The 19,460-nt window shown below is 60.9% G+C and carries 15 protein-coding genes and 1 pseudogene; 5 read left to right on the top strand and 11 right to left on the bottom strand.

The features are described 5' to 3' along the window. Nucleotides 1-348: 348 nt before the first annotated feature. Complete coding sequence (locus CO676_RS32525) at nucleotides 349-2,142, bottom strand: PAS domain-containing methyl-accepting chemotaxis protein (protein WP_097524113.1); 1,794 nt, start codon at nucleotides 2,140-2,142, stop codon at nucleotides 349-351. Nucleotides 2,143-3,028: 886 nt separating this feature from the next. Between CO676_RS32525 and CO676_RS32520 the strand changes: the two genes are divergently transcribed. Then, on the top strand, nucleotides 3,029-5,221 hold the full coding sequence (locus CO676_RS32520) for an EAL domain-containing protein (RefSeq protein WP_097524112.1): 2,193 nt from the start codon (nucleotides 3,029-3,031) through the stop codon (nucleotides 5,219-5,221). 52 nt (nucleotides 5,222-5,273) lie between these two features. On the opposite strand, the gene CO676_RS32515 is transcribed toward CO676_RS32520, so the two are convergent. The 5 genes from CO676_RS32515 to CO676_RS32495 form a co-directional block, all read right to left on the bottom strand. Continuing rightward, a complete protein-coding gene (locus tag CO676_RS32515) occupies nucleotides 5,274-6,188 on the bottom strand; it encodes an SMP-30/gluconolactonase/LRE family protein (protein WP_097524111.1) in 915 nt (304 codons plus the stop codon). A gap of 16 nt (nucleotides 6,189-6,204) precedes the next feature. Continuing rightward, complete coding sequence (locus CO676_RS32510) at nucleotides 6,205-7,155, bottom strand: ABC transporter permease (protein WP_097524110.1); 951 nt, start codon at nucleotides 7,153-7,155, stop codon at nucleotides 6,205-6,207. After that, nucleotides 7,152-8,099: an ABC transporter permease gene (locus CO676_RS32505; RefSeq protein ID WP_097524109.1), complete on the bottom strand. Its 948-nt coding sequence runs from the start codon at nucleotides 8,097-8,099 to the stop codon at nucleotides 7,152-7,154. Before CO676_RS32505 ends, CO676_RS32510 begins: the two co-directional genes overlap by 4 nt. After that, a complete protein-coding gene (locus CO676_RS32500) occupies nucleotides 8,096-9,550 on the bottom strand; it encodes a sugar ABC transporter ATP-binding protein (protein WP_097524108.1) in 1,455 nt (484 codons plus the stop codon). Before CO676_RS32500 ends, CO676_RS32505 begins: the two co-directional genes overlap by 4 nt. Before the next feature lie 71 nt (nucleotides 9,551-9,621). Then, entirely contained in the window at nucleotides 9,622-10,638 is a 1,017-nt protein-coding gene (locus CO676_RS32495; RefSeq protein WP_097524107.1) for an ABC transporter substrate-binding protein, read from the bottom strand. Between the two features lie 280 nt (nucleotides 10,639-10,918). On the opposite strand from CO676_RS32495, the gene CO676_RS32490 reads away from it, so the two are divergent. Together CO676_RS32490 and CO676_RS32485 are read left to right on the top strand one after the other, a co-directional pair. Next, complete coding sequence (locus tag CO676_RS32490) at nucleotides 10,919-12,160, top strand: sensor histidine kinase (RefSeq protein WP_097524106.1); 1,242 nt, start codon at nucleotides 10,919-10,921, stop codon at nucleotides 12,158-12,160. A 12-nt stretch (nucleotides 12,161-12,172) separates the two neighbouring features. Next, on the top strand, nucleotides 12,173-12,898 hold the full coding sequence (locus CO676_RS32485; protein ID WP_097524105.1) for a response regulator transcription factor: 726 nt from the start codon (nucleotides 12,173-12,175) through the stop codon (nucleotides 12,896-12,898). Nucleotides 12,899-12,953: 55 nt separating this feature from the next. Here the strand turns inward: CO676_RS32485 and CO676_RS32480 are convergent. The 5 genes and pseudogenes from CO676_RS32480 to CO676_RS32460 form a co-directional block, all read right to left on the bottom strand. Continuing rightward, nucleotides 12,954-13,531 (bottom strand): annotated as a pseudogene (locus CO676_RS32480) (integrase core domain-containing protein); the annotation flags it as partial. A gap of 30 nt (nucleotides 13,532-13,561) precedes the next feature. Next, complete coding sequence (locus CO676_RS32475; RefSeq protein ID WP_097524104.1) at nucleotides 13,562-13,807, bottom strand: MoaD/ThiS family protein; 246 nt, start codon at nucleotides 13,805-13,807, stop codon at nucleotides 13,562-13,564. 9 nt (nucleotides 13,808-13,816) lie between these two features. After that, nucleotides 13,817-16,069, bottom strand: coding sequence for a xanthine dehydrogenase family protein molybdopterin-binding subunit (locus CO676_RS32470; RefSeq protein WP_097524103.1), 2,253 nt, complete (start codon nucleotides 16,067-16,069; stop codon nucleotides 13,817-13,819). 2 nt (nucleotides 16,070-16,071) lie between these two features. Beyond that, nucleotides 16,072-16,548, bottom strand: a complete 477-nt coding sequence (locus CO676_RS32465; RefSeq protein ID WP_097524114.1) for a (2Fe-2S)-binding protein — start codon at nucleotides 16,546-16,548, stop codon at nucleotides 16,072-16,074. Next, nucleotides 16,548-17,408, bottom strand: coding sequence for a xanthine dehydrogenase family protein subunit M (locus CO676_RS32460; protein WP_097524102.1), 861 nt, complete (start codon nucleotides 17,406-17,408; stop codon nucleotides 16,548-16,550). Before CO676_RS32460 ends, CO676_RS32465 begins: the two co-directional genes overlap by 1 nt. 878 nt (nucleotides 17,409-18,286) lie before the next feature. Here CO676_RS32460 and CO676_RS32450 point away from each other — a divergent pair. Together CO676_RS32450 and CO676_RS32445 are read left to right on the top strand one after the other, a co-directional pair. Next, nucleotides 18,287-18,745, top strand: a complete 459-nt coding sequence (locus CO676_RS32450) for a helix-turn-helix domain-containing protein (RefSeq protein ID WP_097524100.1) — start codon at nucleotides 18,287-18,289, stop codon at nucleotides 18,743-18,745. Nucleotides 18,746-18,812: 67 nt separating this feature from the next. Further along, a complete protein-coding gene (locus CO676_RS32445; protein ID WP_245424604.1) occupies nucleotides 18,813-19,337 on the top strand; it encodes a PIN domain-containing protein in 525 nt (174 codons plus the stop codon). Nucleotides 19,338-19,460 lie beyond the last annotated feature (123 nt).

The following is a 19,460-nucleotide window of genomic DNA, read 5'->3' as shown; positions in this document are numbered from 1 at the left end:
CTTTCGATGACGGAGCCGATCATAGCGGTCTCCAAGAAGAGCTGCTGCCCATTACCCCATGATGAAAAAGTAAAAAATCGGGCCTTACTCAAAAGTCGGCCAATTCGCGATCTGAGCAAATGTTGCCGCTTGATGCTGCCTCACTTCCCCTACACGGCCCACACGCTAGTTGAACGCAGAATTGGCAGCTTCCCCTACATCAATTTTCTATGTCGGCTTCTACGACCCCCTCCAAGGAATCAAATGATGTAGATACGGACTTTTTCAACAGTATCCGCCCACAGCGGTCGTTCAGCTATTTTCAGCGGACGACCGCTCCGGGGGGATAGCGGGCCTTTCGTCCCGCTCTTAGAATGACTCCCAGCCGCCATGTGCAACCGCGGCATTGCCGTGAAAGGCAGCCGCCACCTTGGCTGCCACAGACCGGGCCGGCGATATGACAGATCGGGAGGTGGCAGTTGCCTCGGCGATCCGTGTCTGACGCGAAGCCGTGCCACTTCCGATCTTGAACTGCCCAAGCAGTTCGAAGAGCGACTCAGCCTCTTTCGCCAGGCTGTGGGCGGCGGCCGTCGATTCTTCAACCATGGCAGCATTCTGCTGCGTACCTTGATCCATGGTGTTGACCGCCTGGTTGATTTCCTTGATCCCGGTTGCCTGCTCCCTGGCTGCTTCCACAATGGCCCCGACATTGCCGTTTACCTGCTGCACCTGGGATACGATGGTATTGAGCGCGGTTCCCGTCTCGCCTACCAGCGCCACTCCATTCTTAACGTGGGCGTTGGAATCGTTAATCAGGTCCTTGATCTCCTTGGCAGCCTTGGCAGACCGTTGGGCAAGTTCGCGCACCTCCTGCGCGACGACGGCGAAGCCCTTTCCGGCATCCCCCGCGCGGGCAGCCTCGACGCCGGCATTGAGCGCCAGGAGATTGGTCTGGAAGGCGATCTCGTCGATGACGCCTATGATATTAGAGATCTCCGACGAGGAGGTCTCGATCTTGCCCATCGCTTCAATGGCCTTGCGCACAACCGCACCGGAATGCTCCGCATTTTCCCGCGTCTTGCGCACAAGCTCGCCGGCCTCCTCTGCGCGGCGACTGGTATCGCTCACCGTAGTCGTGATCTCCTCGAGGGCGGCTGCCGTCTCCTCCACTGACGCCGCCTGCTGCTCTGTTCGGCGGGACAGATCGTCGGAGGCCGAGCGAACCTGCTGAGAGCCCGCGGCGATGGCGTTCGCGTTCTCAGCCACCGTCTGCATTGCCGCGCGCAGTTTTTCCACTGCGGCGTTGAAGTCGATGCGCAATTTCTCCAACGTGGGTATGAACGGCATGCTCAGGTTCTGCGTCAGATCGCCGTCGGAGAGTCTTTTGAGGGCATCAGCCAACTGATCGACATTGTTGACGCGAGCGGTGACATCCGTCGCGAACTTGACGACCTTGAAGACCTTGCCGTTCATATCGAAGATGGGATTGTAGGAGGCTTGGATATAGATCCTTTTCCCGCCCTTGCCGATGCGCATGAATTCGTCGGCGACGAATTCGCCGCCGGCCAGACGCAGCCAGAAACGGCGATAGTCATCACTGCTCGAATAGGCGCTGTCGCAGAACATAGAATGATGGCGGCCTTGAATTTCCGAGAGCTGATAGCCAAGAGCCGAAAGGAAGTTCTCGTTCGCCGTCAGGATCTCGCCTTGCGGGGTGAACTCGATCATGGCCTGGGCGCGCGAAAGAGCATCGAGCTTGCCGGCATCCTCGGCGCCCTTAAGCTTCTGCGCCGTAATGTCGGTCGCGAATTTGATGACCTTGTAAGGCTTGCCGCCTCTGGAGACGGGATTATAGGAAGCCTCGATCCAGATCTCCCTGCCGTTCTTGCCGATGCGCTTGTATTGCCGCTGGTCAAACTCACCGCGATTGAGCCTGGCCCAGAACTCGCGATAATCCGAGGACGAGGCTTCTGCCGGATCGACGAACAAGCGGTGGTGCTGACCAATGATCTCCGATGCATCGTAGCCGATAGCGCGGCAGAAGTTTGCATTTGCCGCCAGAATCTTGCCGGTCAGGTCGAACTCGATGATAGCTTGTGACTTATGCATTGCGTTGAGGACGGCTTTTGCGTCTGAACCGAAGCCGAATGCGACTGCCTTCATGTGCTTTCCTCCTAGCTCAGAATATGAGCTGCGATCGCTTTCGTTGTTGCCCCTCGCGGACTCGGCTCGTCACCCGCTGCGTACAACAGAGAGTGCCGGCACTTCGACGTGAGCGGGCAGCGATGTGTTTGATGATGCGAGGAGCTCGCGCAGCGAAGGCCGCTGCCATCATGGCAGGTGGGACGAGAATTGCGTCGCCTCGCCGTCTCAATATGGGGACGGATGGTTTCCAAATAGTGAAAGAACTATCTAATTTACGAGTTTCTTTTGTAAGCGAACGGATCGGAATTCGCGTGAACTCGACCTTCCTCCCAATTTGTAAGAACATGGCGTTTACAGGAGCTGCCCCGACCAGCCCCTTCCAAGGCAATATCGAGAGCGACGCGGACGAATGGCTGTAGACACGCGCCTCCTCTTGCAAGCCGCACTCGCCTCGAGCGTGTCCGGATCGAGTTAACTCCGCTTTTGTTCTCACCTCTTTGGGTAGTCGTGCGCTAAATGTTCTTGTCGGACCACCTATGCGGCTTCCGCGCTAGTAAGGATTCTGACGCGTCAATGTCCGCTGGACTCTTACGCGACCCATCAATTTGTCCGTAACAGAGCGCCGAAAGCCAGGGCACGGCTTGGTGCCAGGGAGCATGCCGTCGCCACCAGCGTGGGCCAGGCGCGCCGCGCCGCTTTACGGCGCACCACTGGGGACGTCGCCAGCATCAGGCGTCCTCCAGTAGGCCCAGAAACAGCATGCCAGGGCAAACCCCGGATGTTAAGCCTCCATTAGCACAGCAGCATGTACGCTCCCCTCGCAGCGCACCGCGGGCATGATGCCTCCTGCGTCCCTGGCTAGTCGGCTGGGGAATTCGTACGGAAATCTCGGCAGGTAGCATCGATGCTCAGAAATACACTTTCGGAAACCCGCCGCACTCAGTTGCTGGTACTGCTGGTCGCCGCCGTTTTCATCCTGGTTGCAGCCGCGCTCGCCGGCCTGGTCGCCGGCTCAATCGCTGCCCTCACGACGACGGCAGATAGCATCGATGACCAGAGAGCGTTGCAAGCGACGTCGGGAGCAGTGCAGGCCCTGCGCAAACAAATGGCGGCTACCTTGCGCGACAACGCGTACTGGGACGATGCCTATGCCGAGGTGAACGCCGACACGCGCGTCGACTGGATCATCGAAAACTGGGCGTCGACCTCCGCCGACTATCCTCTTTATGACACGGCCATCGTTGTCGATAGCCGGAATGTACCCGTCGTGGCGTACCGCAAGGGCGTTCCGATGGAGGTCCCACCGAACGCATTTTTTGACGATTTCCAGGCATTGATCGACGCGGCGAGACGCGTGAGGATGTCCGACGAAGTTCCTGTGCATTTCGCGCTTTCCTCCGCGGGAACTGAGCTCGTCGGCGCCGCCGCGATCCAGCCATTCGAAAGTGACGAGGCGCTCGACCCCAAAGGTTTCTATGTGCTTGTCTTCGCTAAGCTGATTACCCCCGCCGTCCTGGCCGAGGTGTCTGACAGTTTTGCAATTGCCGGCCTGTGTCTCGATTTGAAGCCTGCTGAGGGACGTTTGGCCGTCGCGCTCAAAGGTGTGTCATCCAAGGACGTCGCGTTCTTCACCTGGCCCTCGATGGCACCGGGAACAAAAAGCTATGAGAAGGTCGATGGCGACCTGCAAACAGCGGGCGGCATCCTGATCCTGTTTCTCTGCTCCATTGGGGTCGCCGGTGGGATCACCGTTCGCAATCTGCGGAACAGCGAACACGCAGCGCGCCATCGCGCACTGCATGATCCTCTGACGGGCCTATTGAACCGCGCCGGGCTGCTTGAAAACGTTGCGGCCGCCTCCGACTGGGCACGACAGAGCGGCAAGCAGGTGAAACTCCACTTCATCGATCTGGACGGGTTCAAGGCTGTTAATGATGCCTGGGGGCACGCGGTCGGAGACGCGCTCATTGTTGCCGTTGCCCACCGGCTGCGCGACGCTTTGCCGAAGGGCGCGTTTGCTGCACGTCTGGGCGGAGACGAATTTGCGGTAGTGACGCTCGAAGGTCTCGGTGCAGAGCTTGTCCCGAGCTTCGGGGGGCGGCTCCAAGAGGCGTTGGCAAGCCTGTTCGAGATCGACGGACGATCGATTGAGATCGGTTGCAGCGTCGGCGTTGCGGTATCCGGTTATGGCGCCGTGCACACCGGCGAACTCATGCGCCGCGCCGATACCGCCCTTTATCGCGCCAAGGATCTCGGCCGCGGCATCACCATCGACTTCGACGACAGCTTCGACGACGACGCACTCGAACAGGCTGAGCTGGAGAGCCAGCTTCGGGCGACGCTGTTGAAGGGTGGCATATCGGTGATGTTCCAGCCGTTGATTGATGCCCGCTCTGGCGCTGTCACCGGGGTGGAGGCTCTGGCGCGCTGGCGTAGGGAGGACGGCGTTGCGATTCCTCCCGATGTATTCATCCCGCTGGCCGAGCGCGCAGGGATGATCGATTTGCTGGGCATGCAGGTCCTAACGACTTCGCTGAACGCCGCCGCAGCGTGGCCGGCGCTCAGTCTCGGAGTGAATATTTCGCCGCTGCAGCTGAAGAACCCGCGCTTCGTTGAGCAGGTGAAGGAGGCGCTGGAAGCTGCGGATTTTGATCCTCACCGCTTGACCGTGGAGGTGACGGAGGGTGTTTTGATTTCCAATCCGGAACAGGCGCGTCGCGCGATCGACGGATTGAAGAGAATCGGCGTCAAAGTTGCGCTGGACGATTTCGGCTCCGGATATGCCAGCATCGGATCGCTTAGGCGCTTTGGGTTCGACCGTATGAAAGTGGACCGCTCTTTGGTGGCAGCGCTGGAAGTAGATCAGAATGCCGGCGCCGTGCTGCAGGCAACCGTCGCTCTCGCCAACGCGCTCCAAATCCCTGTCACGGCCGAGGGCATCGAGACGGAACGGCAGGCAACCGTAGTGCGGCTGTCAGGCTGCGACGAACTTCAGGGATATCTATTCAGCAGACCGGTGAATGCCGGCGAAGTTACCGCTCTCTGCTGCGCGGAGGGGAGCGGCCGCACGCGTCAGGGCGTCGCTGACCGTAAATAACCGTAGTGGACGTTTCATCATGCAGTTGGCTGTTCCCGAATGATGCGCGTTCTCAAGGCTCCTGCGTACCGGTGACGGCGACATAGACAGAATAGAGCGACCTCGTCGCGGCGATGAAGAGGCGGTTGCGGCGCGGACCGCCGAAGGTGAGGTTTGCAACGGTTTGCGGTACGAGTATCTTGCCCAGGAGCGAGCCGTCAGGGGCAAAGCAATGGACACCGTCACCAGCGCTCGACCAGAGATTTCCCGCCAAATCTGTACGGATGCCATCTGGGATGCCGTCGTCGATCGACGCGAAGACTCGGTCGTTTTCCAGTCCCCGGCCGTCGACCACGTCGAAGGCGCGGATGTGGCGGGGCAGGCGCTCATCATGGCTCGCACCCGAATCTGCTACGTAAAGCGTGCGCTCGTCAGGTGAGAAGGCGAGACCGTTCGGCTGGTTGAAGTCCGTGGCGATCGCCTCGACCTCGCCGGCGTGCGGATCAAGCCGATAAACATTGCGGGTCGCCTGTTCCGGCTCCGCCCGATGGCCTTCGTAATCCGAAAGGATGCCGTAGGTCGGGTCAGTGAACCAGATGGTTCCGTCGGAGCGCACTACGACGTCGTTGGGCGAATTGAGCCGTCTGCCGTTATAGCTTTCTGCGAGCACGGTGATCGAGCCATCGAGCTCTGTACGGGTCACCCGTCGCGTGCCGTGCTCGCAGGAGATCAAGCGGCCCTGTCGGTCGCGCGTGTGGCCGTTAGCGAAGTTTGACGGTTGGCGGAAAATCGAGACACCACCCTCCGGCGTCCACCGCAGTATGCGCTGGTTCGGTATATCGCTCCAAATGAGGTGATTGGCATCGCTGAACCAGACCGGCCCTTCGGCCCAACGGCAACCGGAATAGAGCTCTTCCAGACGGGCGCTGCCGACGATCAAATGGGTGAAGCGCGGGTCATGGATCTCGTAAATGGGGTTCTTAGCCATGCGAACCGTCCTGGAATTAGCGCACACCCGGTTGTCGGCCGCCTGCGAGCATGATGACGCCTATGATGATGAGCCCGGTCATGATCAGGCGGATGCCAGCACCGAGCCCGTATGTATTAAGCATGGAAACGACGAGAAACATAAAGAGCGAGGCGCCCCAAATGCCCGGCACGTTGGAATCGCCGCCGGCGACCGCGGTGCCGCCGAGGACGACGACGGCAATCGACATGAGCAAATATTCCGAACCCATATTGAGAGCCGCGCCCCCGGAAAAGCAGGCGAGCAGATAACCGGCAAGCGAGGCGAGCACGGCGCAGAACACATAGGTGATGAAGCGAGTGCCGTCGACCGGGACTCCGGCCATCCTCGCCGCCGGCGTGCTCTGTCCGATCGCCGAGATCCAGCGGCCGTAGATCGTCCTTTCGAGGAGGAACCAGGCGACAAGCGAGATGAGGAGCGCGATGATGGTGACATTGGGCATACCGAGCGTGCTGGCTGTCGTGAAATCCGCCAGGAAGCTCGGCGGTTTTATGCGAAGCCCGCGATTGGTCCAGATCGCTGCCGACTGGACGATGAAGCTCATCGAAAGCGTCGCGATGATCGGTGGGATGCGCAGCGCCTTGATGAGCGCGTAGTTGCACACGCCTACCGTGACCCCGATAAGCACGGCAATGAGCAGCCCCGGCAGGATCATGCCGTTCTCGACGTTCATGAGCTTCAGCGCGACCGTGCCCGCAAGCGTCATCGTGGCCGGTACCGACAGGTCGATATTGCCGGGGCCGAGCGTGATGACGAACATCTGGCCGAGGCCAACGATGATGGAAAACGCCGCGAAGGTGAGCGCTGCCTGCGAGAGGCCGATCGTGCTGGCGCCGCCTGTCACCACAATGGCGCCGGACCAGACCACGAAGGCCGCAATCCACGACCATATCCAGGCTTTTCGCGAAAGCCGGCCAAGCGTCTTCATCGGCCCTTCTCCCGGCTCTCGATGCGGTTGAGGAGCAGGCGCAGCGCCAGCACTATAACGAGGATCGCACCCTGAGCGCCAATCTGCCAGTCGGGCGCGATGCGCAGGAAGGACAGGAATGAACCGGCAAGCGTCAGCGTCATGGCTCCGATCACGGCGCCGATTGGAGAAACCCGACCGCCGATGAACTCGCCGCCGCCGAGGATCACGCCGGCGATCGAAAGCAACGTGTACCGGAGCGCGATATTTGCGTCCGCCGACGTCGTGAGGCCGACGAGCGCGATGCCCGCGAGGACAGCGAAGATCCCGGCGAGGCCATAGGCGGCGGCTCGCGCGGCGAGCACCGACCAGCCGGCCCGCTCGACCGAACGCTGGTTGCCGCCGACGCCGCGGATCAGCACACCGAGAGAGGAGCGCATGACGATCAGATGCGAAAGGATGGCGATGACGATACTCGCGATAATCGCCATGGGGGCGACGGGCGGCTTCGTCGTCATCAGCGCGCGCACCCAGTCCGGCGCCTGTCCGCCGGGCGCCGGCAGCAGGAGAACGGCAAGGCCCGCCCAGACGAAGCTCATCCCGAGCGACACTACTATCGACGGCAGGTTGCGAAGGTGTATGACAATACCAAGCGCCGCATAGACCATGACCACGCCGGCAAGGATGAGCGTGCCGACAAGCGGGGCTTCGCGCAGGAATGTCGCCGTCACGCAGGCGACGAAGCTCACGAAGGTGCCCATAGCCAGATCAAGGTCGTTGACCGACATGATGAGCATCTGCGCGATCGTCGCGAGCGCGATCGGAACGGCGAGGTTGAAGAGCAGGTTAAGCCCGACATAGCTCATCGCGCGCGGCTGCAGCCAGAACACGGCGGCAAGCAGGACGGTAAGCGAAAAGGCCGGGATGGTGAGCCGAATCGCGTCCGCGGAAATCCTGACCTTCATGCCGCGGCTCCCTCAAACGAGGCGGCAAGGATGTTCTGTTCGTTGACAGCATCGCCGGCGAGTTCTGCGACAATCCCGCCCTCGCGGAAGACGTAGACGCGGTCGCAGAGGCAGACTTCATCCATCTCCGTCGAATACCAGACGAAGGTCCGGCCGGTCGCGGCCTGCTGGCGGACGATCTCGTAGACCTCCTGCTTCGTGCCGACGTCGACACCACGCATGGGGTCATCCATCAGCACCACGGGGGCGCGGGTCGCGAGCGCCCGCGCAAAGAGCACCTTCTGCTGATTGCCGCCCGACAGCGACAGGACGCGGTTAGCGAGGTCCTGCGTCCGAATGTCGATTCGGCGTTTCCACTCGGCGCCGCGCTCCACCTCCGCCTCCACCTTTACGACACCGCGCCTGGCAAGATCGCCGAGCGAGGCGATGGAGAGATTCTTCAGGATGCTCCAGAGTTCGAACACACCGTTGAGGCGGCGGTCGCCGGCGACGAACGTGACGGCCGACTCGCTGCGCGGCAGCCAGTCACTGCTCGCCGCCGCATGCAGCCTCATCAGCATGCGCGTCTGACCATGTCCGGCGAGCCCTGCAAGGCCGACGATCTCCCCACGTTTCGCGCGGAAGTGAATGCCACGACCACCCAGCTCGATGACGACCGGCGCCTTCGCAAGATCCCGGATCGTCCGGCGACGCCCCTCGCCTCTCACGACGCTGCCCATGGCCTCGACGAGGCTGTGCTCTGTCCAGTCGGCGGCAGGCCGCTCGGCGACCACGCGTCCGTCCTTCATCACCACGATTCGATTCGCCGTGGTGAGAATCTCGTGCAGGATGTGCGAGATGAAAATCACCGATCCGCCGGCGGCGACGAAGCGACGGACATAAGCGAGCATCTGGTCCGCAAGGCTGGCGTCGAGCGAGGACGTCGGTTCGTCGAGGATGACGAGCCGGGGCGCGATGCCGGCGTTGGAGAAGGCCATGGCGATCTCGACCATCTGACGCTCGGCGATCGTCAGTTCGCCGACGGTGCTGTCGCTTGCGATGTCATGCCCCGGAAAGACCGCGTCGAGGCTCGCCTCGATCACCTGCTTCGCACGTTTGCGCCAACCAAAGCCGCCGAGATGCCGGTGCAGAATGCGGGTGTTCTCGATAATCGTGAGATTGGGGCAGAGCGACAGCTCCTGGAAAACGCAGCGCACGCCCCGCCCCCGGGCGGTATTGATGCCATAGCGCGTGATCGCCTCGCCGTCGCAGGAAACGGTGCCCTGGTTTGGCGTCAGGCCGCCGTTGATGACGCTGACAATGGTCGACTTCCCGGCGCCATTGTGGCCGACGAGACCCACGCATTCGCCGGGCATGATCGCCAGCGTCACGCCATCGAGCGCCTTGACCGCACCGAAACTCACCTTGGCGTCAGCGACCTCGATCATCGCCTTCAGCGTGTCACCCGTCATTGATGTCGTCTTTGCTCCAAAGGGAACTGCCCGCGCGGTTCCGGAGAACCGAGCGGGCGCACTGGCACGCTTTACTTGGCGGCTTCGATGACCTCGATGGCGTCTTCCTGCGAATACTCGACATTCGCGACACCCCCAGCCTGTGTCTTGGCAAGGTTTTCCTCAAGATTGTCCTGGTCGATGCGCAGGAATGGCACCACGAGGTCCTTCTTCACTTCCTTGCCGTCGAGGATCTGCTGGGCGACCCAGAAGGCGAGCGTGGAGACGCCCGGTGCGATGGAGACGGACATGGTCTCATAGCCATTCGCGTCCTTTTGCTCCTTCCACCACTTCAGCTCGTCCTCGCGGTTGCCCATGATGATAACAGGCATCGGTCGCTTTGCTGCGGCAATCGCCTGAGCCGCGCCGTATCCATCGCCGCCCTGCGTTACGACGCCGTGGATCTCCGGCAGGCTCGGCAGGATACCTGCAACGGCCTTCTGAGCGACGTCCTGAGCCCAGTCGCCATGGACCGAGCCGACGATCTTGAACTGCGGGAACTGCTTGACGCCTTCGTGGATGCCGGCCGAAATCTCGTCGTCTACGAAAACGCCGGCGAGGCCGCGGATCTCGAGCAGGTTGCCGCCCTGTGGCAACTTCTTGGAGAGATATTCGACCTCGCTGCGGCCCATTTCCTTGAAGTCGACGGCGATGCGCCAGGCGCAGGGCTCGGTCACGATGCCGTCGAAGGAGACGACCGTGATGCCGGCGTCGCAGGCTTCCTTAACCGCACCATTGAGGGCTGTCGGAGACGCTGCATTGAGGACGATTGCGTCATAGCCTTGCAGGATCAAGTTCTGGATCTGCGCCGCCTGCTCGGTTGCCTGGTTCTCAGCCGTTGTGAAGGCGTCGGCAGCGGCGACGACGCCGGCCTTGACCGCCTCGCTCGTCACCTTTTCCCAACTCGTCAACATTGCCTGGCGCCAGGAGTTTCCGGCATAATTGTTGGAAAGCGCGATCTTCTTGCCGGTCGTGTCGGCGAATGCGGATATGGGCATGGCGGCGCAGGCGACGGCCACCGATGCCAGGAGCATCTTGCGAAATGTCATGTCTTCCTCCCTCGGACCCGTCCTTAGATCGGATCGCTTCTTCCCCTGCGCGTTTCCCGCAGTCGGCTGAAAATTGTTCTTGCACTGAGCTTCCTCCTCTCAGTAGTGGCAGGATGAGGGAGAACGGGCAGCCTGTACAGGCGCCATACGGCAAGTCGTTTGCGGGTTCTGCATCACAAGTTGCGGGTTTATGCAGGACACCCAATGGCGTCGGGAGCTTAATGAAGAGCGGGTCGCGGCTTCAAGGAGCACTAAGCGCTCGCGGGGAGGAATTGCGGACATGCTGCACATGGCGCCGGCCACATTGGTCGATCACTATCTTGGTATTTCCCGACTGCTGGCCGGGCAGCTTGACTTCCGTTCTGCCATTCGCGCCGTCGCGGCTGAAGTAGCCCACATCATCCCGCACGATCACCTCGACGTCTGCATTCTGATGGTCGACGGCAATTATCACACGGCTTACGAGACCGGCATGGACACCGCCTGGGGAAACGTCGCCTCGGCGCCCGTTGTCAACAGTCCGATTCGCTCGCTCCTCTGGAGTGAGGTGGAGTACTTGCTGACCGACGACGCCATCAATGATGCGCGCTTCCACTTCGAGGGAGCCTTCAAGCGGCCGATTATCGAGCAGTCCCTGCGCAGCCGTCTGCACGTGCCGATGAAGGTCCAAGGCACAATCATCGCCGCACTCAGCTGTTCGTCGCAGGAGCCGGGGATATACACAATGGAGGACGTCGCCCGGGCCCGCATTATCGCCGACCTGCTGGCTCCTTATTTCTTCGCCCTGCGCGCCGCCGAACAGGCGCAGCAATCGGCCATCGTCGAGGCTGAAGCGCGGGCGCGCGAAGAAGGCTTGCGGCAGGGGGCGTTGAAGTTGACCGAAGCCCTGGAGCAGGAGCGCCAACGAATCGGCATGGACCTCCACGATCAGACGCTCGCCGACCTCACGCGCCTGTCGCGCCGCATTGATCGGTTGGCCCGGGCTGGCGAGCTGAACGGCGAGGCGCTTGAGCCCGTCTCGCGCGGCCTCCATCATTGCATGCAGGACCTGAGGCAAATCATTGAGCAGGCGAAACCCTCCGTCTTGCAGCTCTTCGGTCTCGCTCAGGCAGTCGAGAACCATCTCGGCCGGTCGGTGCGCGACAGTGCCATGCCGATTGAGTGGGCACTCGTCGACGAGACTGCGGGGGCCCTCGATGGCCTGGAACCGACGGTCAGCATCGCTCTCTTCCGCATTGCGCAGGAAGCGATCAACAACGCGGTTCGCCACGCCCAGCCAATGGCAGTCACCGTTCAACTCAAGCTCGAAGCCGATCAGCTCGCCGTCGAGATATCGGACGACGGGCGCGGGCTTGCAAGGGCTCGTGGGCGCATCGGCGGTGGCATCGACAATATGAAGACGCGTGCGCGGCTCATTTCAGCGAAGTTTGCGATTGGGCCGGGGCGTAAAAATCGCGGCACGACGGTTACTGTCTTGGTGCCGCTGGAGCGGCCCGCAGCAGACGCGGAGGCACAGCCATAAGGGGGACCAGCGATGAAGGTACTGATCGTCGAGGACGATCCGCTTCACCGTTCATACCTGCACGAGGCGGTCTGTTCGGCGCTGCCCGAATGCGACACCGTCATCGAGGCGGAGAACGGCATTGTCGGCGAGCAGCTCGCCCGTGATCATAAGTCCGCGCACATCGTCATGGACCTGCAGATGACGAGCCGCAACGGGATCGAGGCGGCGCGCACCATCTGGAAAGAGCGTCCTGACACGCGCATCCTCTTCTGGTCGAACTATTCGGATGAGGCCTATGTCCGCGGTGTCTCGCGCATTGTTCCCGACGGAGCGGCGTATGGCTACGTGTTGAAGTCCGCTTCCGACGAGCGACTAAAGCTGGCACTCCGTTCAATCTTTGTCGAAAACCAGTGCGTGATCGACCGCGAGGTGCGCGGGCTGCAACAAAAAAGTATCGGTCGCGCCAACAGCTTCACTGATTCGGAATATGAGATCCTCGTCGATATCGCGCTCGGCTTGACTGACCGGGCAATTGCGAAACGCCGAAGTCTATCGCTTCGCAGCGTTCAGAACCGACTCCAGCACCTCTACGAAAAGCTTGACGTCTACCAGGCGGCTGCCGACGATCACCTCGACGGCCGGTTCAACCTTCGCGCCCGCGCCGTCACCGTCGCATTCTTGCGCAAGCTGCTGAACTATAGCGCTTTGGAGAGGGCCGAGGCGGAGTTGCAAGACTGGCTGAAGGAGCAGAAATGATGAGGTGCTCCCCGTCTTTGGATCGCCCCGAGCCGGAACTTTCGGGGTTGGTGGCTCAGGGCGCGGAAGCTGCCGATGAGCCGTTCATGAGCGAAATCGGCGGCTTATTGCCAATCGCGCTGTGGGGGCGGACGGTATTGTAGTCCTTACGCCATTCCTCCATTTTTGAGCGGGCGTCGTCAAGGCTCAGGAACCAGTGTGTGTTCAGGCACTCCGCCCGGAATTTGCCGTTGAACGACTCGATGAAGGCATTGTCGGTCGGCTTGCCTGGTCGCGAGAAATCCAGCTCGACGCCGCGTTGATAGGCCCATAGATCGAGGTCGCGGGAGATGAACTCGCGACCCGGATCGTCTTCGGATAGCCTATGGTTCGGCATGCCCTGTCCAGTGTGGCCACGACATCCTCGCCCCGGTAGCTGAAGCGCGGATCGACGACGGGCGAGAAGCGCGAGAAGGTGTCGACGACCGTCAGGATACGGATCCTGCGGCCGGTCGCCAACTGGTCATGAACGAAATCCATCGCCCAGACGTGGTTGGAATGAGTGGCCTGTGAGCGGTCTCCCCTGAGCTTTGCCCGCACCCGTCGCTTTGAGGTTTTGTTCCTGAGCTGCAAACCCAATTCCTTGAAACAGCGCGTCTACACGGGCGCTCTCGCGACCCGCCTTCAACCGCCTGCCAGCCTCGGCAGCAAATAGATTTCCGCGCCCGTCGGCAGTTCCTTCGACCAGGTGTCCCGATAGATCGTTCCGTCAATTGCGACCGCGATCCCTCGTGCCATGAGCGGCTCGAGCCGAGGGAACCGTTCGCTCAACCTCTCGAACAGTTCCCTGATATTCTTTGCCTCGATCTCGATTTTGCTGTTGCCCTCAGCTGCCGCGGCGAGAGAGCCCCAGAGCGTCACCTCGACCATCGCACCTCCTTACGCTTCGAGCGCTGCCAGGATCCGCGGCGGCGACATGGGAATATGCAGCATTCGCACGCCGACCGCATTGGACACGGCATTCGCCACCGCTGCAAGCGGAGGGACGATGGACGTTTCCCCGACGCCGCGAACTCCATAGGGGTGGTTGGGATTCGGAATCTCCAAGATCTGCGTGTCTATCATAGGCAGATCCGAGCACACCGGGATACGGTAGTCGAGGAAGCCCGCATTTTGCAGCCGGCCGTCTTTGCCGTAGATATATTCTTCGTTGAGTGCCCAGCCGATGCCCTGCGCGGCGCCGCCCTGGTACTGTCCTTCGACATAGGTCGGATGCACGGCTTTGCCGGCATCCTGCACCACGGTGTAGCGCAGCACCTTGGTGGCCCCGGTTTCGGGATCGACCTCGATATCGCAGATATGGGTGGCGAAGGATACGCCGGCGCCGTCGGCGACGATCTCACTGTGCCCCGCAATCGGGCCGCCCGTGGTGCCCGATGCCGCGGCAATCTCCTTCAGAGACAGATTCGGAAGGTTTCCGTGCGTGTCGCCCTTGGCGACGGCATGGCCTCTTTCCCAAGTCACGTCCTCGACAGGAATATCCCACATCTGTGCCGCACGCTCGCGAAGGATCTTGATGGCGTTGCGGGCGGCGGAAATGGTAGCCATCGAGGAAGAGAATGTTCCACGGCTGCCGTCGGTCATGTCGTTGTAGCCGAGACTTGATGTGTCGGCGATCACCGTCCGAACTTGCGCGTAGTCGATCCCGAGTTCCTCAGCGACCACAAGCGACAGTGACGCCCGCGAACCGCCCACATCCACCGTGCCAACCGCAAGCGATACTGTGCCATCCATCCCGATGTTGAGATCGGTACACGTCTGGCCCCCGAAGTTGAACCAGAACCCACATGCCATGCCGCGCCCCTGGTTCTTGCCAAGGGGTGCCTTCATGTGAGGATGGTTCTTCACGGCCTCCAGTGTCGGGCCGATGCCGATCGGGCCGTAGACCGGACCGTAGGATGCCTTGGTCCCTTCCTGTGCCGCGTTCCGGATCCGGAAATCGACCGGATCCATGCCGACCTTCTTGGCAAGTTCGTCGATGGCGCTTTCCACTGCAAACGCCGCCATCGGCGCCGAAGGCGCGCGATATGCCGCGGTCTTCGGCCGGTTCATCAGCACCTCATAGCCGACCGTCCTGACATTCTCGAGCTTGTAGCAGGCGAATGCGGTCATGGCGCCAACCTCGGCCCATGCTCCGGCATAGGGGCCGCAGGAATAGCGCAGGGTCGCATCGGCGGCAATGATCGTTCCGTCCTTCAATGCGCCGATCTTCACGTCGATCGACGTGGCGCTTGTCGGGCCGGAGGCGCGAAACACCTCGTCACGCGTCATCACCAGCTTGACCGGCCTGCCGGCCTTGCGCGACAGTGCGAGCGCGACAGGCTCGGCCCAGACATGGGTCTTGCCGCCGAAGCCGCCGCCGATTTCCGACGACGTCACGCGCAGCTTGGAGGTATCCATACCGAGCAGTTGTGCGCAATGCTGGCGATAGACAAAGTGGCCCTGGGTGCAAACCCATAGGTCCGCTGTGCCGTCCGAACTGACACTTGCGACGCAGGCGTGAGGTTCGATATAGCCCTGGTGCGTCTGTTCGGTCTTGAATGTCCGTTCGACGACGAAATCGGCCCTTGCCATGCCGGCGTCGACGTCGCCATGCCCGAACTGGCTCCGCATCGAGACATTCGAAGGGCGATCTGACTTGGGATCAACGCCCGTTGTGACGATCGTGTCGTTGATGAGCGGAGCATCCGGGGCGAACGCCTGGTCAACATCGGTAACGTGCGGTAGGAGTTCGTACTCGACCTCGATGAGCTTGAGCGCCTGCTTGGCGGTTCGCGCATCAATTGCCGCCACGGCGGCCACGGCGTGACCGTCGTAGAGCACCTTCTTGCGCGCCATGCAGTTGTCGAGAATGTCATACATCGCCGCGTCACCATTGGTGAGGTCGGGCAGGTCCGCCGCCGTCAAGACCGCCTTGACGCCAGGAAGCTGAGCGGCCATCGTCGTGTCGATCTTGCGAATGATGGCATGAGCGTGCGGGCTGCGCAAAATCCGTCCGACCAACTGGCCGGGCATGTTGAAGTCCGCGCCGTAGCGCGCGCGGCCCGTCACCTTGTCGACTCCATCCGGCCGGATGGGACGGGTGCCCACGGAGGAGAAGCTGCGTTTCGAGTGGCTCGGATCAAAATTCATGGTCAAGCTCCTCTCATCACGCCTGCTGCGTCCTGAACGGCGCGCACGATCTTGTCGTAGCCGGTGCAACGACAGAGATTTCCGGCAAGACCGAAGCGTATTTCCTCTTCGGTCGGATCCGGATTCTTCGCCAGCAAATCCTTTGCGGCAATGAGGAAGCCGGGTGTGCAGATGCCACATTGCAAGGCGGCATGCTCGAGGAACTTTTGTTGCAGCGGATGAAGCTGGTCACCCTGCGCCATGCCCTCGACGGTTTCGATGCGCCGGCCTTCCGCCTCTGCCCCAAGCACGAGACAGGAGCAGACCAGGCGATCGTCGAGAATGATGCTGCAGGCGCCGCAGTCGCCCGTGCCGCAGCCTTCCTTTACGCCCATAAGTCCGAGGCGATCACGCAACACGTCAAGCAGCGTCTCGTCGGCGTGACAGAGAAACTCGGCGTTGTCGCCATTGATGTTCATTGAAACTGCTATGGCTGCCATCATTTCTGTCCTGCACGCTGATAGGCGGCCAGTGCGACCCGCTTGGCCAGCACTCCCGCGACTTTCCTTCGGAATTCCACAGTGCCTCGCTTGTCGTCTATGGGACGACAGGCGCCTGAGCAGGCCGCGGCCAGGCGGTCAAGCGTCTTGTCGTCGACGCGGGAACCAGTGAGGATTTCGGCCGCTTCCTCGACCAGAAGCACCGTCGGCGCCGCCGCGCCAAGCGCGACGCGCGCTGACTGGACGACACCCTGATCATCAAGAGTGAGATTCACCGCGGCACTGACGACCGCAATATCCATCTCGGTGCGTGGCGTGAACCGTTGATAGGCGTCGCCCGAACGCGGCTGGCGCTTGTCGAGCAGAATGGCCTCGATGATCTCGCCGGGCGCAAGCGACGTCTTGCCCGGCCCGACCGCCACCATTTCGACAGCGATCGTGCGGGAGCCGGCCGGCCCCCTGATCAGAGCCTTTGCACCGGCCGCCACCAGCGCGGGCACGCTGTCGGCCGCAGGCGATGCGTTGCAGAGATTTCCGACGATGGTGCAACGCCCCTGCACTTGCTTGGAACCGATAAGATTGGCGCCTTCCACCACGCCGAGCCACGCCCGCCGGAGCGCTGCATTCTCGCCGAGGACCGCGCAAGGCACCGCAGCGCCGATGACGAAACCATCCTCGCTTTCAGTTATGTGTCTCAGGGCGTCTATAGCTTTGATGTCGATGATGAGCTCGGGTTCGATGAAGCCCCCCTTCATTCTCACCAGCAGATCACTTCCGCCGGCCAGAACGGCTGCCTTGCCTGCCGCTTCCGCCAAGAGACCAACGGCATCTTCTATTGAACTAGGACGAATATAGCGCAAAAGAACCCTCCTCTTTATGCATTGGGGCGAGACGCGAAACCGCAGACCCAGTGTCGAGCTCCAGCATGATGTTCCTCGTTACGCTATGAGCTACGCTGTTTGGTTGCAAGCCGAGTTCTCCCTTCCAGTCCGATGAGCCGGGCTCCTGACGCATAGTTCAGCGGTCCACTCCAGGTGTCTTAGTTTTCTAACCTGCCCAATGCTAGCCTGCCTGATAGGGTATGGCACTGCGCTGGGTAGCGACGGCCAGCACCAACAGCTGAATCAAATGAAATAGCATCAACGGGAGTATAATAAGGGCTATGTCGGCTGTATCGAAAAGAATGCCGGCCATAGGCAGCCCGGTCGCGAGGCTCTTGGTCGAGCCACAAAACAGTAGCGCCAGGCGATCAGACCTTGGCGTACCAGCCAACCGGCCCGCCGTGAGGACGACGGCCATTACGACGCCGAGGAATAGAATGCAAAGAGCGATCAGAAGCGTGATGTCGGACCAAGAAAGACGATTCCAGATTCCTGCGACAACACCGGCCGAGAAGGCGGAATAGACGATCAGTAGATCGAGCCGCGGTCGACGATCATGGTGGCTTGCTTGTTCTGATTTAGAAAGTCCGCCAACAACGGCCGCAGCAATTGCCCCAGGAAAAACGGCAGAAGGATTTGCTGTGCAATCTTCCAGACGCGTCGGCCGGGTTGCCCGCGCCGCCGGTGTGAAGCATCGCGGCGAGCAGGAGCGGGCAAAGCACCACGCCCAGCAAATTGGACAGCAACAAAGCCGGTGTTGAGCCTGCTCTGAGAGCTGCGGGTACTTTCATTTATTTCGTTTATTGCGTCTGCTTCGAATATAAGGTAGAATTGGGTTCAAATGGAGGGTTTTCAAAATGACAGTTCCAGCAGCAGCCCAGGAACTGGGCGGGCGCCTGCCGTCGGCCTCCGAAAAAGCTGCCGCGAACCACCTGCGGAAGATACTGGCGGCTCATGCTACCGGCGACGCAAAATTGCGCGTGCTCGACGATGAGACGCAGCAGCCAACGGAGATTACCCTCACCCCAGCTCTGTCCAGCCTCCTAATGGAGCTGTTGCGTCATATCGGCAAAGGTGACGCGGTGACGCTCGTTCCCGTCAGCAAGATGCTGACGACGCAACAAGCGGCGGATATTCTCAATGTATCGCGGCCGTTCCTGATTTCCCTCCTCGATAAGGGCGAGATCGATTACTCCCTTGTTGGTCGACATCGAAGGATTCAGGCCGATCAACTGTTCAAATACAAGAAGGAACGCGACGAGAAGCGGAGTAATGCCCTTGCAGAACTTGCCGAGTTGGACGCGGAGCATCTGTAAGCTTGTTCGCTAATCGCTTCACCGCCTTCGTCGACGCCTGCACCTCGCAAGTGCACTAAAGCGAAACTTGCTGCTGGCTCTTGCGGAAGCGGAATTCTTCCGCCTCCGCTGGTCCGCAATTATTCTTGATGAGACCCAGAAGGCCATCGAAAAGATCCTGGCCGACAAGGACGTCGCCGACGCCACCACACGTGCATCGCGCGCAAGAGCAAGCATGGAGGCTGCATTCGAGGAAGCGATGATCGTTGATTTTGATCAGTTTCTCTCCGCTTGCGAGGGTCTCCCCGACGAAAACGACGCGCATGTAGTTGCAGCTGCTCTGAAGACGCAGGCTGCTGTAATTGTGACCGATAATCTGAGAGACTTCCCCGAGGAATTGCTCCGCCGGTTGAACCTTGAAGCGAGGTCGGCCGATGCCTTTATCGCTGATACAATTGCCTTGGATACCGGTAGAGCGGTAGCAGCGATCAGACGCATGAGAGAGCGCTTCAGAAGGCCGGAAAGAACCGCCGAGGTCCTTCTTTTGGATATGGAGGCAAACGGCCTCACGGAAACCGTGGACGTTCTAAAGCCCCACATTCTCTCGCTTTAGGTTCGAAGGAGTCCGCCTACCCTCTCTGAAGCGCCGCAACTCCATAACCGTGTTCCCGTTGATACATTATGCGATCTTCTGTAACGGGCTTTGCGTCAACCCTTGTGAGCTTAATCCCTCGCC

The organism is Sinorhizobium sp. BJ1, assembly GCF_002531555.1.
Classification (GTDB): Bacteria; Pseudomonadota; Alphaproteobacteria; order Rhizobiales; family Rhizobiaceae; genus Sinorhizobium; species Sinorhizobium fredii_B.
This window is presented reverse-complemented; position numbering and strand designations above follow the sequence as displayed.

What these genes read in the sequence shown, in the direction of transcription:
- CO676_RS32525 (WP_097524113.1), bottom strand. Translation starts at nt 2,142, where the DNA reads ATGAAGGCAGTCGCATTCGGCTTCGGTTCAGACGCAAAAGCCGTCCTC.
- CO676_RS32520 (WP_097524112.1), top strand. Translation starts at nt 3,029, where the DNA reads ATGCTCAGAAATACACTTTCGGAAACCCGCCGCACTCAGTTGCTGGTA.
- CO676_RS32515 (WP_097524111.1), bottom strand. Translation starts at nt 6,188, where the DNA reads ATGGCTAAGAACCCCATTTACGAGATCCATGACCCGCGCTTCACCCAT.
- CO676_RS32510 (WP_097524110.1), bottom strand. Translation starts at nt 7,155, where the DNA reads ATGAAGACGCTTGGCCGGCTTTCGCGAAAAGCCTGGATATGGTCGTGG.
- CO676_RS32505 (WP_097524109.1), bottom strand. Translation starts at nt 8,099, where the DNA reads ATGAAGGTCAGGATTTCCGCGGACGCGATTCGGCTCACCATCCCGGCC.
- CO676_RS32500 (WP_097524108.1), bottom strand. Translation starts at nt 9,550, where the DNA reads ATGACGGGTGACACGCTGAAGGCGATGATCGAGGTCGCTGACGCCAAG.
- CO676_RS32495 (WP_097524107.1), bottom strand. Translation starts at nt 10,638, where the DNA reads ATGACATTTCGCAAGATGCTCCTGGCATCGGTGGCCGTCGCCTGCGCC.
- CO676_RS32490 (WP_097524106.1), top strand. Translation starts at nt 10,919, where the DNA reads ATGCTGCACATGGCGCCGGCCACATTGGTCGATCACTATCTTGGTATT.
- CO676_RS32485 (WP_097524105.1), top strand. Translation starts at nt 12,173, where the DNA reads ATGAAGGTACTGATCGTCGAGGACGATCCGCTTCACCGTTCATACCTG.
- CO676_RS32475 (WP_097524104.1), bottom strand. Translation starts at nt 13,807, where the DNA reads ATGGTCGAGGTGACGCTCTGGGGCTCTCTCGCCGCGGCAGCTGAGGGC.
- CO676_RS32470 (WP_097524103.1), bottom strand. Translation starts at nt 16,069, where the DNA reads ATGAATTTTGATCCGAGCCACTCGAAACGCAGCTTCTCCTCCGTGGGC.
- CO676_RS32465 (WP_097524114.1), bottom strand. Translation starts at nt 16,548, where the DNA reads ATGGCAGCCATAGCAGTTTCAATGAACATCAATGGCGACAACGCCGAG.
- CO676_RS32450 (WP_097524100.1), top strand. Translation starts at nt 18,287, where the DNA reads ATGACAGTTCCAGCAGCAGCCCAGGAACTGGGCGGGCGCCTGCCGTCG.